This is a genomic window from Burkholderia sp. 572 (genome assembly GCF_040545135.1).
Taxonomy (GTDB): Bacteria; Pseudomonadota; Gammaproteobacteria; order Burkholderiales; family Burkholderiaceae; genus Burkholderia; species Burkholderia cepacia.
The window spans coordinates 22773-41649 of the sequence record NZ_JBEPLH010000011.1; the positions used below are offsets into that span (position 1 = coordinate 22773).

General features: G+C 70.7%; 8 protein-coding genes. All 8 read right to left on the reverse strand.

The features are described 5' to 3' along the window. Positions 1–23: 23 nt before the first annotated feature. The 8 genes from ABIC51_RS21375 to ABIC51_RS21410 all read right to left on the reverse strand — a co-directional run bounded on the left by ABIC51_RS21375 (position 24) and on the right by ABIC51_RS21410 (position 18867). Complete coding sequence (locus tag ABIC51_RS21375) at positions 24–1430, reverse strand: ABC transporter permease (protein WP_226128445.1); 1407 nt, start codon at positions 1428–1430, stop codon at positions 24–26. Then, complete coding sequence (locus ABIC51_RS21380) at positions 1430–2146, reverse strand: ABC transporter ATP-binding protein (RefSeq protein WP_124544009.1); 717 nt, start codon at positions 2144–2146, stop codon at positions 1430–1432. The genes ABIC51_RS21375 and ABIC51_RS21380 overlap by 1 nt, the downstream gene beginning before the upstream one ends. After that, positions 2143–3534 carry a flavin-containing monooxygenase gene (locus ABIC51_RS21385; protein WP_226128394.1) on the reverse strand — a complete coding sequence of 464 codons (1392 nt, stop codon included), beginning with the start codon at positions 3532–3534 and terminating at the stop codon, positions 2143–2145. Before ABIC51_RS21385 ends, ABIC51_RS21380 begins: the two co-directional genes overlap by 4 nt. Before the next feature lie 20 nt (positions 3535–3554). Then, a complete protein-coding gene (locus ABIC51_RS21390) occupies positions 3555–7580 on the reverse strand; it encodes a cytochrome P450 (protein ID WP_175897453.1) in 4026 nt (1341 codons plus the stop codon). Next, complete coding sequence (locus ABIC51_RS21395) at positions 7577–13558, reverse strand: SDR family oxidoreductase (RefSeq protein ID WP_354006623.1); 5982 nt, start codon at positions 13556–13558, stop codon at positions 7577–7579. The genes ABIC51_RS21390 and ABIC51_RS21395 overlap by 4 nt, the downstream gene beginning before the upstream one ends. A 75-nt stretch (positions 13559–13633) precedes the next feature. Continuing rightward, positions 13634–15235 carry an acyltransferase domain-containing protein gene (locus ABIC51_RS21400; protein WP_354006624.1) on the reverse strand — a complete coding sequence of 534 codons (1602 nt, stop codon included), beginning with the start codon at positions 15233–15235 and terminating at the stop codon, positions 13634–13636. Beyond that, the gene (locus tag ABIC51_RS21405; RefSeq protein WP_124544014.1) at positions 15217–16641 is read right to left on the reverse strand and encodes a TolC family protein; all 1425 of its coding nucleotides are present in this window, start codon (positions 16639–16641) and stop codon (positions 15217–15219) included. The genes ABIC51_RS21400 and ABIC51_RS21405 overlap by 19 nt, the downstream gene beginning before the upstream one ends. Before the next feature lie 3 nt (positions 16642–16644). Beyond that, positions 16645–18867, reverse strand: a complete 2223-nt coding sequence (locus ABIC51_RS21410) for a peptidase domain-containing ABC transporter (protein ID WP_060207265.1) — start codon at positions 18865–18867, stop codon at positions 16645–16647. Positions 18868–18877: the final 10 nt, after the last annotated feature.

Below are 18877 nucleotides of genomic sequence, written 5' to 3' on the forward strand. Positions count from 1 at the left end.
AAAAAGACCGCATCCGCACGGCGTCATACATGCCGCAGCGCATCGACGATCGACAGCCGCGCCGCGTGCCGCGACGGCAGCCACGCGGACAGCCCGGCCACGCATGCGAGCCCCGCGAACGTGACGGCGATGGTTCGCCACTCGCCCCACACGCGCACCGTCAGCGCGACCGCGTCGATGCGCGCGGGCGGCGTCCAGGCCAGCCCGCTGTGATTGACGGCCGCCGCGATCGCGAGCGCCGCCAGCACGCCGAGCGATGCGCCGGCCACGCCGAGCAGCGCGCCCTCGCAGACGAACAGCGCCTGAATGCCGCCGCGCCGCATGCCCATTGCGCGCAGCGTGCCGATCTCGACCGTGCGCTCGATGATCGCGGTGCTCATCGTGTTGCTGATCACGAACAGCACGATCGCGCTGATCAGCACGAACACGAAACCGAAGATCACCGAGAACATCCGGTTGGTCTGGTCGTAGAACGGGTTCAGCGTCGCGAAATCGACGACGTCGAGCGGCTGGCCGTCGAAGCCGCCGCGCAGCAGCTGCTCGATGCGCGCGCGCGCCGCCGGCAGATCGGCCGTGCGCGCGAGCTGGATCTCGAGGGCGGTCGCGCGCGGCTCGGCGCCGCCGTACACGAGCCGCTGCGCCTGCGGCAGACGCACCGCGAGATACACGTCGTCGAGCTCCTTCACGCCCTGCTGCTCGGCCTTCACGACCGAGAAGCGGCCGACGTTCGGCGCGCCGCCCGCGCTCGCGGTCAGCACCTCGATGTGGGTCGCGCCGTCGCTGGCCGGCTGCGAGCCGGCCTCGCCCTGCGCGAGCGCGAGCACGTCGGCCGGCGCACTCGCGTCCGGGCCGGTGGCGGCGGGCGCGGCCGGCCCCGGCGGCGCATCGCGGCAATCCGGCACCTTCAGCGGCCCGCACAGGTGCAGCACGCGTGCGACGCCGAGACCGACCACCGCCGCATCGTCGGCGCTGCCGCGCAGCGCGAACGCGCGCGGACGCAGCGGAAAACCGTATGCGTTCCACTGCTGCATCCGGTACTGGTCGTCGGGAATCGCGCCGAATCCCATCACGGTGCGCGACACGCCGGCCGCGAAATTGCCGGCGATGCCGCCGAACTGCAGCGTCGGCGTGACGACCTGCAGCATCGGCGCGAGCTGCGGGTCGCGCCGCAGGAGGTCGATCAGCGCCGCGTAGCGGCGGATCCCGTACGCGGCCGGATCGCCCGTGCCGTACAGGTAATAGCCCTGCCGCTGGATCTGCAGATGACCGCTGCGCTGCACGAAGTCGGTTTGCAGCCCGAGCGTGATGTCGCGGCTGAAGCCGCCGAACAGCAGGATCGCGCTGACGCCGACGATCATCGCGAGCAGCGTGGTCAGCGAGCGCCGGCGGTTGCGCTGCAGGTTGCGCAGCGCGAGCATCAGCGTATGGATCATCGGCCCACCTCCTGCGCCGCCGCACCTTCGCCGGCCCGTTCCCGGCCGACGATGCGGCCGTCGAGAATCCGGATCACCTCGTCGGCGACGCTCACCACCTGCGGGTCGTGCGACGACACGATGAACGACACGTCGCGCTCGCGCTGGATCGTGCGCATCAGCGCGATGATCGCGTGGCCGGTCGCGCTGTCGAGGTTCGCGGTGGGTTCGTCCGCCAGCACCATCGCGGGCTCGGCCGCCAGCGCCCGCGCGATCGCGACCCGCTGGCGCTGGCCGCCCGACAGCTGGCTCGGCCGGTGCCGCGCCTTGTCGGCCAGCCCGACCGCATCGAGCAGGTCGCGCACCCGCGCCGCGCGCCGCGCCGGCGGCCAGCCCGCCATCAGCAGCGGATACTCGACGTTCTCGTACGCGGACAGCACCGGCAGCAGGTTGAAGGTCTGGAACACGTGGCCGACATGGCGCGCGCGGAAATCGGACAACGCATCGTCGGACAGCGACGCGGTATCGTGGCCCGCGATCGTCACGCGCCCGCTGTCGGGGCGGTCGATGCAGCCGATCATGTTCAGCAGCGTCGTCTTGCCGCTGCCCGACGGCCCGCTCAACACGGTGAAGCGCCCGGCCTCGAGCGTCGCCGACACGTCGGCGAGCCCGGTCACGCGCACGCTGTCGAGCAGGTAGGTCTTCGACAGGTGTTCGACGTTCACGAGGCTCATGACGCACCTCCCGCGCGCACGGGCGCCGCCGGCGCTGCCTGCGCGGCGCGCGCATCCGCGCCTGCCGCGCCGGGCACGGCCGGCAGGCCGCGTATCAGCCGCTGCAGCTGCAGCCGGTAGGCAAAATGCTCGACCTCGATCACGTGCCGCGGCGTGCGATGGAACGCGATGCCGCCGCTCCAGTCCGACTTTCCGCGCCGGATCAGCCGGTCGATGTGCGCGGCCTTGCGCGGCGCCGCGTCGCGGGCATGCAGATAGCGCGCGAGCAGCTGCGCCTGGTAGTCCATCAGCGGCCAGTTGCCGGTCGACGTCTGGAACAGCCCGATGAAGAACAGGTCGCGATGCTGTGCGTCGAACATGTTGAGGTACAGCGACGGCTGCTGCTTGCGCCATTGCAGATGCGCCTGGTCGATGAACGGAAAGCCCGGTCGATAGCCGGTCGCGTAGACGATCACGTCGACCGGCTCCTCGCGGCCGTCGGCGAACACGACGCGATCGCCCTTCAGTTCCCGCACGTCGGGCCGCGCATCGAGATCGCCGTGGCCGAGGTGGTAGAACAGCGTCGAGTTGATGATGAAATGCGACTCGAACAGCTTGTGGTCCGGCTTGCGCAGCCCGTAGTCCTCCGGCTGCCCGGCCGTCGTCAGCCGCAGCAGCCGCTCGCCGAAGAAGCGGCGCGCCCACAGCGGCATGCGCAGCCGCAGCGGCCATTCGGCCCACTGGTCGGCCGGTATCCCGAACAGGAATTTCGGCCAGTAGTAGTAGCCGCGCCGGGTGCTGTGGAACACCGCGCGCGCATGGTGGGACGCCTCGACCGCGATGTCGCAGCCCGAATTGCCCGCGCCGACCACGAGCACGCGCCGGTCGCGAAAGATCTCCGGCGTGCGGTATTGCGACGAATGCAGCTGCAGCCCGTCGAAACGGCCCGGATAGTCCGGCAGTTGCGGATGCGACAGATGCCCGTTGCAGACGATCACGCCGCGATAGGTGCGCACTTCGCCGCGGTCCAGCTCGACGCGCCACCCCGAGCCGCCGGCGACCGGCGCGATCTCGAGCACCGAGCGGCCGAACTCGATCCGGTCGTACACGCCGAAGCGCCGCGCGTACGCCCGCAGGTACGCAAGCGCCTGGTCGCCGCGCGCATACGTCGGGTAGTCGTCGGGAATCGGAAAGTCGGTGTACTCCGAAAACCGCTTCGAGCTGATCATGTGAATCGAGCGATACACCGCGCCGCTCGGCCGGCCGTAGTACCAGTTGCCGCCGACGTCGTCCTCGCGCTCGATCACGTCGAAGCCGATTCCGGCCGCGAGCAGGTTCTTCGCGGCGGTGATCCCCGCCGCGCCCGCGCCGATGATGCAGTACCGCGCGCCGTCGTTGCGCTCCGTCATGGTGGATTTCCCCTTTCCGTTCAAAGAACCGGCCCGGCCGCGGCCTGCGTGCCGGTCGCGCCGGCCAGCCGCGCATCGCGCAGATCGGCGATCGATGCGCCGCCGCGATCGGCGATCGCGAAGCGGCCGTCCGGGTAGCGCAGCAGCAATTCGGCGTCGGCGGCACGCGCGGCGCCGAATGCGATGCCGCCGATGTGCCATGTGCGCGGCGGTTCGCCGTCTGCGGGCCACGCGCCGAGCAGCACGCGCAACACGTTCTCCAGATGATTGACCGGCAGCCAGATCTGCGGGCACGGCGCCGCGCCGCGTGCGTCGCCCTCGCCCGGCGCGCGCCACAACGCATCGGCGTCGGCGGCCCTGACCTGTGCGATGCCGCCGCGCCAGTCCGCGTCGGGCAGCAGGTCGCCGCGCCAGATCGCGCACGTGGCCGGCCGGACCGCATCGTCCTGCCCGTCGTGCGGCAGCGGCACGGTCGCACCCGCGGGCGGATGACTGCGGTACACGAACGTCGCATCGAGCAGCACGCGGCCGGCGAGCGAGGCGCACCGCACCGTCACGTGCCAGCCGTCGCCGGCCGTGCGGCCGGTCACGTCGGTGTCGAGCGCGAGATCGCCGTGGGCATCGAGCGCGTCGGCGAGCGCATCGAGCGCGATCGTCACGTCGACGGCTTCATGCAGGTACGCGCGCTCGCCATCGGGCGGTGCCACCCAGTCGGCCACGACGCGCGCGTGCTCGAGCAGCAGCGACACGGGCACCGCCGCGCGGCCGCCGAAGCGGAATGCGCGCGTATAGGGCGCGTTGGCCGCACGATAGCGCGTCGAGAAAAACGCGAACGGCCGGAATCGCCGCGGCTCGCCCGCGTGGTGCCGGCGTGTCGCGAGTTCGCCGAGATTCGGCAAGCCGTCGACCGCATCGAAGCCGCGCAGCTGGATCGGCGTCAGCGCACGGCCGACGGCGCCCATGTACATCGGTTCGCCGCCGCCGGACGCCGCGGGCGTGGCCGGCTGCGCGAGTTCCGCAAGCCAGTGCCTGACGCCGTCGGCGATGCGCATCGGCGTCACATAACGCCGCGTGACGGCGAGGTTCGTGATCATGCCGACGCCGTCCCACGTCGGCCACACGAGCGTCTTCACGTTGCGCCCGGGCGCATCGCGGCGCGCCCACCAGCCGAGCCGCGCGAGCGCCTCGTTCGCGGCCGCGTAGTCGGTCTCGCCCGTCATGCCGCCCCAGCGGCCGGTCAGCGAGCCGACGTTGACGAAGCAGTCGACACGCGGCCGCTCGCGCACCGCCGCGTACAGGTTCATGAAGCCGAGCACCTTCACGCGCGCGGTGCCGACGAATTCGTCCGCGGACTTGCGCGGCAACCGCACCGGCTGGTCGATGCCGGCGTTATGGATCACGCCGCGCAACCGCGCGCCGAACGCGTCGCACAGCGCACGCACGGCGTTCGCATCGGTCACGTCGCATACCCGGTAACGCACCGGCAGGCCGAGCGCGGCCGCGGCGTCGAGCGACGCCTTCAGCTCGCGGCGCCGTTCGAGTTGCTGCAGCGTGTGCCGGATCGCCTTGGGCGGCCGCTCCGGCGTCGCCTGGCGCAGCAGGTCGAGCCCGTAGCGCCTGAAGCCCGCATCGTCGAGCGCGAGCCACGGCTCGTCTCCGGCCGGCGGCGCGTCGCGCCCGGTGACGATCACCGTGCAGCGATACCGCTTCGCGATCTCGCAGGCGGCCAGGAACCCGATGCCGCGTGCGCCGCCCGAGAACAGCACGACGTCGTCGGGCCCCCAGTCGGGCGCCGCTTGCGCCGGCAGGTCGTCGCGGGTCGCGACGAGCGTGTGGCGGCGCCCGCCGCGATGGCCGACCTCGAAGCGCCCCCAGCGATACAGCTCGCGTGTGATCAACCCGTCGACGCGACCGGTTTCGTCCGGCGCGATGTCGAGCACGCGCACGTTGCAGTTCGGCAGTTCCTGCGGCAGCGTCTTCGCGAGCCCCGCCCACAATCCGCCGAGCGGCTGCACGAGCGCATCGTCGCCGTATCCCATCAGCCCGTCCTGCCAGGTGAGCGCGAGATAGAACAGCCGCGACGTCGCTTCCTCCTGCACCCAGTCGCCGTAGCACGCCTGCAGCAACACGACCGTGCGGCGCAGCGGCGCTTCCCACTGATCGCGTGCGTCGAGCGAAAACGGCGCCTCGACGCCGAGATCGACGATCCCGTCGAACGGGCCCGACTGTGCAACGAACGTGTTCGCGGCCGCCGCCGGATCGACGCCGTCGGCCGGGGCGAACACCGCCGGCTTCGCGCAGGCGCGCGCAAGCGCCGCCACCACGCGCTCGACCGTGCGGCCGAGGCCGTTGACGATCGCGATCCGCTTGCCGCTCAGTTCGGCCGCCGGCCGTTCCGGCAGCGGTTCGATCTCGACCGGCCGCCACGTGAAGCGGTGGGTCGGTGCGTCGTCCATGTCGACGCCGGCGTCACGCGGTGCTTCGGATGCCGTCGCGTCGCGTTGCAGAAACGCCAGCACGTCGGGCGCCAGCGTCGGCCCGACGGCAGGCCCGGGCGCGGCCGCCGTCGCCACGCTTGCCGCCCGCTCGCCGCCGGCCGTCGCTGCCGTCGCGGCCGGCGCACCCGCGAACGGACACGCCGCGCCGCGCGAAGCCGGCACGCGCGCATCGTGCCCGGCAGGCGCGGCGCTCGTGCGCTCGCGCGATCTCGGCCGGGCGACCAGCTGGATGCCGTCGCGCGGGCGCAGCGAAATCGTCGCGCCCGTGTCGAGCGAACGACCGGGCACCGCGCTCAGATCGACGTGCTGCGCGACCACCGCGATCAGCACGCGGATCTGCAGCAGCGCGGTCTGATAGCCGATGCACTTGCGCATCCCGCCGCCGAACGGAAAGTACGCGTACTTGTGCCGCGTCGGCGCGTGCGATCCGAAGTTTTCCGGATCGAATGCGTCCGGGTTGGCCCACAGCGCCGGATGACGATGCGTGACGTACGGCGACATGAATACCGACGAGCCGGCCGGCACGTGATAACCGCCGATCTCGTCGTCGTCGACCAGGTCGCGCGTGAAGCCCCAGATCGGCGGATAGAGCCGCAGGATCTCGTCGACGGTCTGCACCAGATACGGCAGGCGCGCGATGTCGTCGGCCGCGGGCGCGCGACCGCCGAGCACCGCATCGAGCTCCTCGCGCAGCCGGCGCAGCACGTCCGGATGCTGCGCGAGCGCATAGAGCCCCCACGCCATCCCGCTGCCGGTCGTTTCGTGGCCGGCCAGGAACACCGTCATCACCTCGTCGTGCACCTCGCGCTCGGTCAGCGGCGCGCCCGTGTCGGGGTCGCGCGCGGCGAGCAGCAGCGCGATCACGTCGCTCGTCTCGCAGCGTCCCGCGCGATGCTCGGCGACGATCGCATCGACGATCGTGTCGATCCCGCGGCGCGCGCGTGCGATCCGGCGGTTGAACGGCGTCGGCATCCAGCGCGGCACGAAATCGTTCATGTTGCCCTGCGGCATCATCGCCTCGATGCCGAAGCGCACCGCCGGCCCGACCTCGTCCGCATGCCGCGAGATGTCCGCGTTGAACAGCATCAGCCCGAGCATGCGCAGGCTCACGCGCATCATCTCCTCGACCGCGTCGAACGGCGCATGCGCGGGCCGCTTCAGCCAGCGCTCGACGAGCGCGAGCGCCGCGTCGCCGACGGCCGCCGTATGCGATTCCACCTGCTTGCGGTGAAAAAGCGGCTGCACGACCCGCCGGTGACGCCGCCAGAACTCGCCGTCCGTCGTCAGCAGTCCGTCGCCGAAGAACATCTTGAAGTTGTCGTAGAAGCGGCCGCGCACGTAGTTGCGGTGATTGTCCTGCAGCACGTGCTGGACACCGTCCGGATGCGCGAGCGCATGCGTGAGGAACGGGCCCAGCCGGTTGCGGGCGATGTCGCCGTACTGCTGCTGAAGCTTCAGCAGCATCGTGACGGGATTGCGCTTGTATTCCGCGAGGTTGCCCATCACGACGCTGCCGCGCGGGCCGGGCGCGAGACGCTTCGTGCTCATGCCGACACCAGCTCGGAAGCCGCGTGCGCGGCGAGCCGCGCGTCGATCTCGCCGCGCGTGGCGAACGCGCCGGTCACGCGGTGCACGTAGCCGGTCACGATGCCCGTGACGTCGCGCATCTGCATCAGGATGCGGCCGTCCGGGCGCACCGCGACGAACCGGTTGCCGCTGCTCGCCGGCCCTTCGAGCCCGAAGGCGCGCGGCGTCACGCGCAGCGCGATCGACGCGTGGCGGGCGGCCAGCTCGCAGTCGTTGCCGGCTTCGTACAGGTCGATGCGGCCGATCGACATCGGCGCCGCGAGCGGGATGTAATCGCCGGCGACATGATCGAGCGCCGCCACGCGCGCGAGCCCATCGAGCAGGATGCTCGGCACCACGAAGCGCGAGAACACCGGATCGCCGTCCGGCACGTTCAGCCGGAAGCGCGCCTGCTTGCCCGTTTCGCTCATGCCGGTGTCGGTCGTCGACACGAACATGCCGGTCAGTCTCACGGGCGCCGCGTCGAAGTGATACGGATCGGCGACGGGCACAAACGTCCCGCCCGGCGGTTCGTTCCATACCGGTGCCGGCGCGTAGGCCGCGGCCAGGCGCACGGTGATCTCGAAGTGCGGCTTGTCGCGCACGAGAACCTGGCCGCCGGGCGCCAGCACGTCGCCGGAGATCCGCACTTGCACGAGCACGGCGTCGCCGTCGCGCGCGGCGATCCTCGCGTGGATGCGCTTCACGCTCGGCCGCTTCGCGTCGTAGACGCGCAGGAAGTGCAGGAACGCCGCGTCCGCGAATCCGACGACCTTGAGCCCCGGCACGAGCCGCAGCGCGGCTTCGGCGGCCACTTCGGGCACGAACGTGCCCGGCAGCGTCGGAAAGCCGTTGACGACGTGATGCCGCAGATACGCGTCGCGCTCGAGATCGAACACCCGCTCGAAGGTCACGCTGTCGTCCGTGCGCGCCAGCTCGCGGCCGAGATAGAAATCCGGATCGCGCGGCGTGGCGACGCGGGGCACCGCTTCAGCTTCGTCGAGATCGAAGTAGCCGGGCAGGTGCGTCTCGATCGCCCGTCGCTCGGCCTCGCCCAGATGCACGGACATCGCCGCGCGCTCGCCGAGACCGAGCTCGCGCATGAAATGATGCTGCCCTTCCGCGGTGCGCATGCTCGTAAACAGGCCGCTCTTCTCGAGAAACGCGCGCGTGACCGGATTCGAGCCGAGCCCCACCGAGCGCCACAGCGTCCAGCCGATCGTGAATTCGTCGTGACCGAGCGCCGCGCGGTGATACGACGCCTGCGTGTTCAGGAAGTCGTTGCCCGACGCGTAGTCGGTTTCGCCGGCCTGGCCCGTCAGGCCGATGAACGACCCGAAGTTGCACCACAGGCGCGGCTGCCGGGCGCCGAACGCGTCGCGCAGGTTCCAGTAGCCGCGCACCTTGATGTCGCGCACCGCGACGAAGTCGTCCAGCGACTTCACGAGCACCGACGCGGAACGGTTCAATCCGGCCGCGTTGACCAGCAGGTCGACGCGCGACTCGCGCGCGAGAATCGTGTCGATGGCCGTGCGCAGGCTGTCGGGGTCCAGCACGTCGGCGCGCAGGTACGTCACGCGATGCGCGCCGCTGAATGCGCGCATCGCCTCGATGTTCATGCACGCCGTGCGTGCGTCCGCGCGCCGCTCGAACGCGCGGATGATCGCCGGCAGCGGCCGCTCCGGATGCCGTGCCTTCTGCTGGCGGATGTAATCGGGGCGGCTCTTCGCGAACGCCTCGTCGTCCATCGCGAGCAGGTCCGCATCGACCTCGTCGAGCGCGCTGCTGCCGATCAGGTACAGCGTCGGGCGCACATACGCGGCCAGCGTCTTCATCAGTTCACCGGTGATCCCGCGGGCGCCGCCGACCGCGACGACGACCGCGTCGGGCCCGAGCGCCAGGCGCTCGTCCGCGCGCAGCTCGCCCGCGTCCTCGATCACGCGCGGCGTGCGGCGACGCCCGCCGCCCAGCGCGACGACCGGCAGCCAGTGTTGCGCGCCGCTTTCGCGCTCGGCATCGCGCAGCGCGTCGGGCAGCGAGCGGGCGTCGGTCAGCACGGCCACCGGGCGCGCTTCCGGCATCTCGATCGCAAGCGCCTTCACGAGCCCGGTGTAGAGTCCGGCATCCGGATGCGGCACCTCGCCCGCGAGCGCATCGAGCAGCAGCACGACGAAGCTGCCGTCGCGCTTGAGCGCCGCATGGCAATGCTTGATCGCGAGGAACGCGAGATCGTGCAGCGCGAGCCGTGCGGGCGCGGCCGGCGCCGCGGCGCCCGGCGCGAGCGTGCCGGCATCGAGCGACGTCAGCACGCGTACGTGGCCGATGTCGTCGGGCAGCCCGGCAAGCACCGTTTCGTCGATTCGCTCGATCCAGTGCCAGCCCGGCCGGCTCGCGGCGAACGGACGCGTCGACAGCACCACGCAGCCGGGGCCCGGATCGGCCTGCGCGGCGAGCGCTTCCGGCATGTCGGTGACGATCACGCAACGCGGCGCGACGAACGGCGTCGACCGCCCCGCGGGCCGCCACGGCGCATCGCGCCATTCGATCCGGTATCGTGCGACGCCGAGCGGCTCGCCGTCGGCCGCGACGCCGGTCCGGCGCAATGCGCCGGGCAGCAACGTACCGGGCCCGACGGGCGCGGCAACCGGCGCAGGCACCGGCTGCACGGCCTGCACCGGCACGGCTCCGGCTCCGGCTTGCGGTTCGCGCGGGGCGGCCGCCTGCGCGTCGGCCGGCTCGCAGGCGACATGCAGCGCATAGCGCAGCCGGTCGCCGCCGCTGTCGCGCGCCAGCGTCACGTCGGGGGTACGCGCAACGATCGCGCGCAGCACGTCGATCGCCGCATCGGCGCCCGCATACGTGACCGCGCGGCCCGTCGCATCGCACGGCGCGGCCGGCTCGACCGCGGCCCGCGCGTCGCCGCCGCCGACCACCGCGAGCACCGGCAGCCCTTCGGCCTGCGCGTGCCGCACGGTCGTCACCGCGAACAGCACGATGCCCTCCGCGAGCGGCAGCCCGAATGCCGGACCCACCTCCTCCGCGGCGTTGCCGTTGATCCCGCCGACGATCGCCATGTCGAGCTCGCCGCTGCACAGGAAACGCTCGGCCGCCTCGAATGCGGCGAGCGTCGACGCGTGGCCTGCGTCCACCGTCATGTTCATCCCGTGCAGATCGTGATAATTCGCGACGCGCGCCGGGATCACGTTCGGCATCATCCCGGGAAACGAGTTTTCGGTGGTCGGCGCGACGAACCGCTGCGTCGCCTCGCGCAGGCCGTCCAGCAGGCGTTCGGTCGCCGCACGCTCGTCCGGCCGCGTCGCGTCGAGCACCGCCGCCGCGATGTCGTCGAGATAGCAGCGGCTCGCATACAGCGCCGCGTTGCGCGTGGGCCCCATGTGCCCCATCACGAGCCCGATCGTGTCCGCATGCTCGCCCCAGAACGTGCCGAGACGTTCGCGCAGGTCGTGCGCGGCATCGAGCGCCATCAGCTGGCAGCGATCGAGCGCGCGCAACACGGCCGGCGGCATCTTCACGCGCGCGAAGCTCGGCAGCGGATAGCCGATCCCGAAGCTCGCGTCCGGCGAGCGGCCTTCGCCGCGCAGCCAGGCCTCGACCTCGGCGTCGCCGTCGAGACCGGGAAACTTCGCCGACCACCCGACGATCGCCAGCGGTTCGCGCTGGAAGCGGCCGCTCGCGCCGCCGGCCGGCAGATCGGCGCGGTACTCCGACACGATCAGGTGGCCGTTCGTGCCGCCGAAGCCGAACCCGGACACCGCCGCGACGCGTGCCGAATCGCGCCGGGCCGGCCATTCGACCGGCGCCACCGGGATCCGCAGGTTCGTGCCGTCGAGATCGAATTCCGGCGGCGGTTCGCTGAAGCGATGCTGGGGCGGAATCACCTGATGGCGCAAACCGAGCAGCACCTGGATCACCGATACGACGCCGGCCGCCCAGCCGGTATGCCCGACCAGCGACTTGTTGGAGGTCACCTGCACCGGGCGATCGCGCCGGATCGCATCGCGCAGGCTCTGGAATTCGGCGAGATCGCCGGCCGGCGTGCCGGTGGCATGCGCCACGACCCAGTCGACGTCGGCGGGCACCGTCGCGGTGCGCGCATACGCGCGGTCGATCGCGATGCGCTGGCCGGCCGAATTCGGCGCGTAGATCGCCTTGCCCTTCCCGTCCGACGACGAGCCGAACGACTTCAGCACGCCGAGAATGCGGTCGCCGTCCGCGCGCGCGCGCGTCAGGCGCTTCAGGATCACGACGCCCGCGCCGTCCGCGAACAGCACGCCGTCGCAGTTGCGATCGAGCGGCCGCACCTCGCCGCTGCGCGACAGCCCGTGCAGCTTCGAAAACAGGATCGAGCCGCGCGGTGCGAGCGCGAACGCGCCGCCGCACGCGACCACGTCCTGCTTGCCGAGCAGCAGCGCCTTGATCCCGAGATCGATCGAATACAGCGACGACGAACACGCGGTGTCGACCATCATGTACTCCGCATCGTCCGGCAGCACGCCTTTCATCGCATTCAGGCCGACCCGATGCGGGAAGAACGACGCAAGATCGCCCGCGCCGCGCGCATAACGCGCGCTCAGCACCGCATCGATCGCGGCCACGCGGCGCGCGCGCTCGGCCGCGTCGACGCCCGCGTCGGCCAGCACCGCGTTCAGGCGCTCGCGCGCGGCGGCCAGCACCATGCCCTCCTCGAGATGCTGGCTGCCGTCCGCCGTGTAGCCGACCAGGAACGCGACGCGGTCGGCATCGCGCAGCGTCACGCCGTCGAGCGCCTGGCACAGTGCGTGGCGCAGCCACAGCGTCGTGAGTTCGCGCGGCGCGGTGCCGGCGTCGAGTTCGGCGCGCACCGTCGAGCACGGCTCGAACTGTTCGATGAAGACCGAGCGCGACTGGTAGCTCTTGTCTTCCGCCGACGTATCCGGCGAGTAGAACGACCGGTAGTCCCAACGATCCGGCGGCACGTTGCCGAACAGCTCGGGGCCGTCCAGCAGCGCGCGCCAGAATGCGTCCGGATCGCTAGCACCGGGCAATGCGAGACCCATGCCGACCACGGCGATGTCGTCACTGTCCGGCGCGTCGCGCTCCGATGCGTCGTCGGCAGGCGCGGCCGGTTGCGCGACGGCCGCGGCGGCGCCTGCATCCTGCCCGGCGTTCGCCCATTCGGCGCGCGGCGACAATCCCTCGCTGCACAGCGACAACCCGCCATCCGCGACGACCACCTGTCCGGTGATCCAGCGTGCGGCATCCGACGCGAGAAACACGACGAGATCGGCGAGATCCTCCGCGCGCGCGAGCCGCTTCAGCGGCGTCGCCGCGATGCTCGAGCGCTTCGTGTTCTCCGGGTCCGGAAACTGCGCGGCGACGTCGCCGTCGATCAGCGTCGACGATGCGCCGTTCACCCGGATCTGGCGCCCCGCGTACTCGACCGCGAGATAGCGCGTCAACGATTCGAGCGCCGCCTTCGCGGTGCCGACGACGAGATAGTTCGCGGGCACGAGCGTCGCGCCCACCGACGACACATTGACGATCGCGCCGCCGCCCGAACGCGCCATCAGCGCCGCGGCGCGGCGTGCGCACCAGAACGCGCCTTTCAGGTTGGTGTCGAGCGCGCGATCGAAATGCTCGGCGCCGATCTCGTCGACGCCGAGCAGCGCGCCGGACGCCGCATTGTTGACGAGCACGTCGAGGCGGCCGTAGCGCCGTTCGATCTCGTCGAACATCCGGTCGACCTGCGTCTGCTGCGCGACCGACGCACGGATCACGTCGACGGTCGCGCCGAGCGCGCGCAGTTCCTCGGCCGTCTCCTTCGACGCGTCGAGCGAATGGAAGAAATTCAGGATCACGTGCGCGCCCTGCTCGGCGAAACGCCTGCAGATTGCCTTGCCCACGTTTTTCGCACCGCCCGTCACGAGAACGAGCTTGCCGCGCATGCTGGTATTCGACATGGATCGCCTGCCTATCGAGAACTTGTCATTACGGGCAGGGCCCCCCCTGCCGACCAACGTTTCGGCCCACGGCCGTCAGGCGTGCGCCTTTCCCTGGTTCTCGTAGACGAAATCGACGATCTGCCCCATCGCCTTGAAGTCGCCGCTGCGGAAATTCGCGGGCAGCGGCGGCAACGCGTAGCGAGCCGTGATGCGCTGGATGATCTCGGTTTGCTTGACCGAGTCGATACCGAGTTCGGCTTCGAGCTCGATCGATTCGGAGAACACCTCGGCCGGATATTCCATCGCCTGCGCGTAGATATCGACGAGCTCCGAGAACAGCCGCTCGCGCGGCACGTGCGCGGGCCGCGCCGCTGCAACCGCCGCGGGCGCCGTCACCGGCTCACCCGGCGCATGCGGCACCGCCGGCGCCAGCGCGGCACCGCCCACTGCCGCGAGGCGCGGCGCGGGCGCGAGGATCGGTTCCGGCTGCGGCGCGAACGGCGTCACCGTCGGTGCGGCGCCTGCCGGCACCGCGCCCGCCGCGTCGAACGCGTGACGCAGTTCGCCCTTGAGCCAGTCGACGATGTGCGGTCCGCGGGCGTGCCAGAACGCGTCGAAGCCGGAGCCGGCGTTGCCGATGCGAATATCGTCTTTCATGATGGTGTCCTCCTGGAAATAACGGGTGATCGTCGTGACGACGCTCGATTCCTCTGCCACGTTCGACGGGCCGCCGAACGTCCTGACCGCGCCCGGCCCCACGATGCGCACGACGATGCGCGCCAGCGCATTGAGCCCGCCGCACTCGACGTAGCGGTCGATGCCGTCCGCGCGCGCGGCGCGAATCGCGTCCGCGAAGCGCACCGGCATCACGAAATGCGACGCGAGCCGCATGCCGGGATCGTCGGCGCCGCTATAGCGGCGGCCGAGGATCGGCGAATACACCGGAATCGCGAGCGCGCCGGGCCGATATGCGGCAAGCCGCGCGGCGAACTGCGCGCGCGCGCCGGCCAGGTCGGGGTGATGAAAGCCATACGGAGACCGGAGCGTCTGCGCGGTCACGCCTTGCGCCGCGCAGGCCGAGACGAAATCTTCCAGCGCGTCGCGCGGGCCGGACACGACGGTCTGCGACGCATGGTTCTCGACCGCGATGCAGACGTTGCGCACCCCGTGCGTGAGCGCGCTCGCGTCGATCAGCGCGAGTGTCGCGTCGGCGCCGGCCGAAATCGCGGCCATCATGCCGTCGGCCGGTGCCGCGGCCTGCAACGATGCAATCCTGTCGCACACGATCCGCGCGCCCTGCTCGATCGAATACATGCCGCCGCATACCAGCGCCGCGATTTCGCCGAAGCTGTGTCCGATCAGCAGGTCGGGGACGATGCCGCGTTCGCGCAGCACGCCGAACATCCCGACCGATGCGCCGAAGATCCCGAGCTGCAACAAGTCGGGCGCGTCGCGCAGCCACGTATCGAGCCCCGCGTCGTCGCGCCACAGCGCGCCGGTCAGCGGATGGCCGAGCCGCTCGCTCGCGACCGCGTCGATCGTGTCGAGCGTCTGCCGCACGCTGCGGTGTTCGTGCCCGAGTTGCCGCAACGCGCCCGCGTAGAACGCCCCTTGTCCCGGGAACAGGAACGCGCAGCCGTGCGCTTGCGCGTCGCCCGCGTTCGGCCCGGTGCCGTTCAACCTGCGTCGTTCCATAATCCCAATCTCCCAAGGCTCTCGGCCAGCTTCAGTCTCGCGGTCCGCCACCTCGACACCGCGAGCACGCGCTGCCGGCGCGCATCCGCGAGCGCCGACTGCGCATTCAGCAGTTCCGTGAACGTGCCGACCCCGGCCTTGTAGCGGCCGCGGGCGATCTCGAGCGAATGCAGCGCGGTGTCGAGCAGATGCTGCGAGTTGTCGAGGTTCGTCGTGTCGGTCTGCAGGCTCTGGTAGCTCTTCCACACGTCGAGCGACACCTTGAGTTCGGTATTGCGCACGTCGGCTTCCTGCGCATCGGCCTGTGCCTTCGCCTCCGCGATGCGATACCCGGATGCGAATCCCTCGAACAGCGGAATCGAAATCTGGATGCCGATCGAGTTGCTGTGACTGCTCTGCAACTGGAACAGCGACGGCTGCTGCTGGTATGACGGGTTGTTGCGCGTGAGGCTGCCCATCAGCGAAATCGTCGGCAGCGACTGGGCGCGCACCGCGCGGATCTGGTCGCGCGCCGCTTCGAGCCGCTCGCGCGCGGCGATCAGCTTCGGGTGATCGCGCTTCGCTTCGGCGATCAGGTTCGCGACGCCGCGCGTGAAATCGTCGCGATCGGGCGACGGTTCCGCATCGGCGATGCGCAGCGGCGTGTCGGCGTCGGCGCCGAGCGTCGTCGCGAGCGTGCCGATCGCGTTCTGCAGGTCGCCCTCCGCGCTCACCCGATCGAGCAGTGCCTTGCGATAGGTCGTCTGCGCCTGCAACGCGTCGCCGAGCGTGCCTGCGCCGCCGTCGTGTCGCGCGCTCGCTTCGGCCAGGCTCTCCTGCGCGGCACGTTCGACCGCCTGGGCCGCCTCGAGCGCCGCCTGCGCGTCGCGCAGCGCATAAAACGCCTGCGCCGCGTCGTAGAAGACGCTCTGCAACGCGTCGTCGTGCGCCGCATTGGCCGCGCGCAGCAACGCACGCGCGCGGTCGAGGTTCGCGCCGCGCTTGCCGAAATCGAACAGCACCCAACTCAGGTTGAGCATGCCGTAGCGGCTGGTGCTGCGCTGGTCGCCGGAAAAGCCGCCCGTATAGGTCGTGTTCACGTTGTCGCGCTGGATCCCGGCCGTCGCGTTCAGCGTCGGCAGGTATGCGGCCTTCGACACGCCGACCTCGGCCGTCGCCGCGCGCGCGTCCGCCCACGTGCGGCTCAGTTGCGGATGGGAGCAGATCGCGAGCAGGATCGCGTCCTCGAGCGCGATCGGCCGGTCGTCGAGGCGCCGTGCGCCGCACGCGGTGGCCGATGCCATCGACCCGGCCTGCGTCGCCGCGACGTCGTCGCGCGTGCGATAGACGTCGAGCATCTGCGCGCCCGCGGGCAGCGCGGCGGCCAGCGCAACGGCGGTCAGCACGACGGCGAAGGGTCGCTTCATCGTCTAGCGCCCCGCCACCGGCTGTACCGGACCGGCATCGTGCGGCGCCGGCCGGGTCGCGGCCGGCTCGCCGCCACGCGACTTCGCCGCGACCGCCGCGCGCATCGCCGCGGTCGATTGATCGAGCACGACCTTCCCGCCCTGCAGCATGATGACGCGCTGCGCGGACGCGATCGTCTCCGGCCGGTGCGCGACGATGAGCCGCGTCATCGCGAGCTGCGTGACAGCCGCATTGACCTGCATCTCGCGCTGAATGTCGAGATGGCTCGTCGCTTCGTCGAGCACCAGGATGCGCGGCCGCTTGTACAGCGCGCGCGCCAGCAGCACGCGCTGCTTCTGGCCGCCGGACAGCACGGTGCCCATGTCGCCGACGAGCGTGTTGTAGCCCATCGGCATCGCGGCGATGTCGTCGTGCACGGCCGCGATGCGCGCGCATTCGGCGACCCAGTCCGGGTCCGCTTCCGGGTCGAAGAAGCTGATGTTCTCCGCGATCGACCCCGCGAACAGCACGTCGTCCTGCAGCACCGTGCCGACCAGCGCGCGCAGCCGCTCGATGCCGAGCCTGGCCACGTCGAGCCCGCCGATGCGCACGGCGCCGCCCGTCGGCTCGTGAATCCCGAGCAGCACGCTGATCAGCGTCGTCTTCCCGCAACCGGACTGCCCGACGATCGCGACCGATTCGCCGGCCGCGATCGTCGCATTGACGCCGTCCAGCACCAGCGGCTCGCCGTCCGCGTAGCGGAACGACAGCCCGTCGATCTCGATGCTCGGGTCGAGCGAGTCCGCCTCGCCCGGCACGCTGCGCAGGCTCGCGTCGGGTTCCGCTTCCGCGAACACGATGTCGGCCAGCCGCTCGCCCTGCAACTGCAGCATCCTGACCTCGAAATACTTGTCGATCAGGCTGCCGACCCGGCTGTCGAACTGACTCTTGTACGCGTTGAACGCCATCAGCACGCCGACCGTGAACTGGCCGTCCATCACCATCCGCGCGCCGAGCCAGATGACCAGCACGTTCTCGATGCCGAACAGCAGCCCGTTGAGCTGCTGATAGAAAATCTGCAGCTTCTGCACGTGCAGGCTCGCATTGACCTGCTCGACCAGCAGCGTGATCCAGCTCGCGCGCCGCTCCGTCTGGCGGTTGAACAGCTTGATCGTCTTCACGCCGCGCACCGTCTCGAGGAAATGGCTTTGCTGCTTGGCGGCGTGCACGATCTGATCCTCCGTCGCGCGCCGTAACGGGCCGTACCACATCCATCGGACGAGCGCGTACAACGCCATCGTCGCCAGCGCGACGAGGCCGAGCGTGCGGCTGTACACGAACATCATCGCCAGCGTGACGAGCGTCATCAGTCCGTCGATCACCGCACCGAGAAACGACGTGGTCAGCGTCTGCTGGATCGTGTCGATCGAGCCGAAGCGCGACACGACGTCACCGAGATGGCGGCGTTCGTAATAGCGCACCGGCAGGCTCAGCAGATGCGTGAACACGTTCGCGCGCCACTGGATGTTGAGCGTGACGCCGACATACATCAGCGCCCACGCGCGAATCGCGCCGGTCGCCTGCTGCATCAGCAGCAGCAGGCCGAAGCCGAGCGCGAGCACCGTCAGCAGGTCGCGATCGGCGCTGACGATCACTTCGTCGATCACCCATTGCAGGAAGAACGGCTGCACGAGCATGAAGACCTCGAGCGCGATCGCCAGCACCAGGATCTGCGCGAGCGAACGCGACAACCCCGACACGGGGCCCAGCAGTTCGCGCAGCCTGACCGCCGGCCGCGCCGCGCGCGGCGCGAAGCCGGCGTTCGGCCACAGCTCCAGCGCGACGCCGGTGAACCCGCGCGAGACGTCGGCGAGCGACACCTTGCGAATGCCGTGTGACGGATCGTGGATCGTCGCGGTCTTGCCGTTCACTGCCTCCAGCACGACGAAGTGGTTGAAATTCCAGTGCAGCAGGCACGGCAGGCGCAACTGGCCGAGCTGCGCCATGTCGAGCTTCAACGCACGTGTGCCGAGCGACAGGCGCTGCGCGATCTCGATCACGCGCCCGAGGCCCGCGCCCTTCAGCGAGACCGGAAACTGTGTGCGCAGCGTCGCGAGATCCACGTGATGGCCGTGATAGCCGGCAATCATCGCGAGACACGCGATGCCGCATTCGGCCGCTTCGGTCTGCAGGACCATCGGCAGCTTGCGGCCGAGGCCGAACGAGAGTCGATCGAGTAATCGCATGCGTGCGCCC

Excerpts from the sequence above, each read along its gene's own strand:
- ABIC51_RS21380 (WP_124544009.1), bottom strand. The coding sequence starts at position 2,146 with ATGAGCCTCGTGAACGTCGAACACCTGTCGAAGACCTACCTGCTCGAC.
- ABIC51_RS21385 (WP_226128394.1), bottom strand. The coding sequence starts at position 3,534 with ATGACGGAGCGCAACGACGGCGCGCGGTACTGCATCATCGGCGCGGGC.
- ABIC51_RS21390 (WP_175897453.1), bottom strand. The coding sequence starts at position 7,580 with ATGAGCACGAAGCGTCTCGCGCCCGGCCCGCGCGGCAGCGTCGTGATG.
- ABIC51_RS21395 (WP_354006623.1), bottom strand. The coding sequence starts at position 13,558 with ATGTCGAATACCAGCATGCGCGGCAAGCTCGTTCTCGTGACGGGCGGT.
- ABIC51_RS21400 (WP_354006624.1), bottom strand. The coding sequence starts at position 15,235 with ATGGAACGACGCAGGTTGAACGGCACCGGGCCGAACGCGGGCGACGCG.
- ABIC51_RS21405 (WP_124544014.1), bottom strand. The coding sequence starts at position 16,641 with ATGAAGCGACCCTTCGCCGTCGTGCTGACCGCCGTTGCGCTGGCCGCC.
- ABIC51_RS21410 (WP_060207265.1), bottom strand. The coding sequence starts at position 18,867 with ATGCGATTACTCGATCGACTCTCGTTCGGCCTCGGCCGCAAGCTGCCG.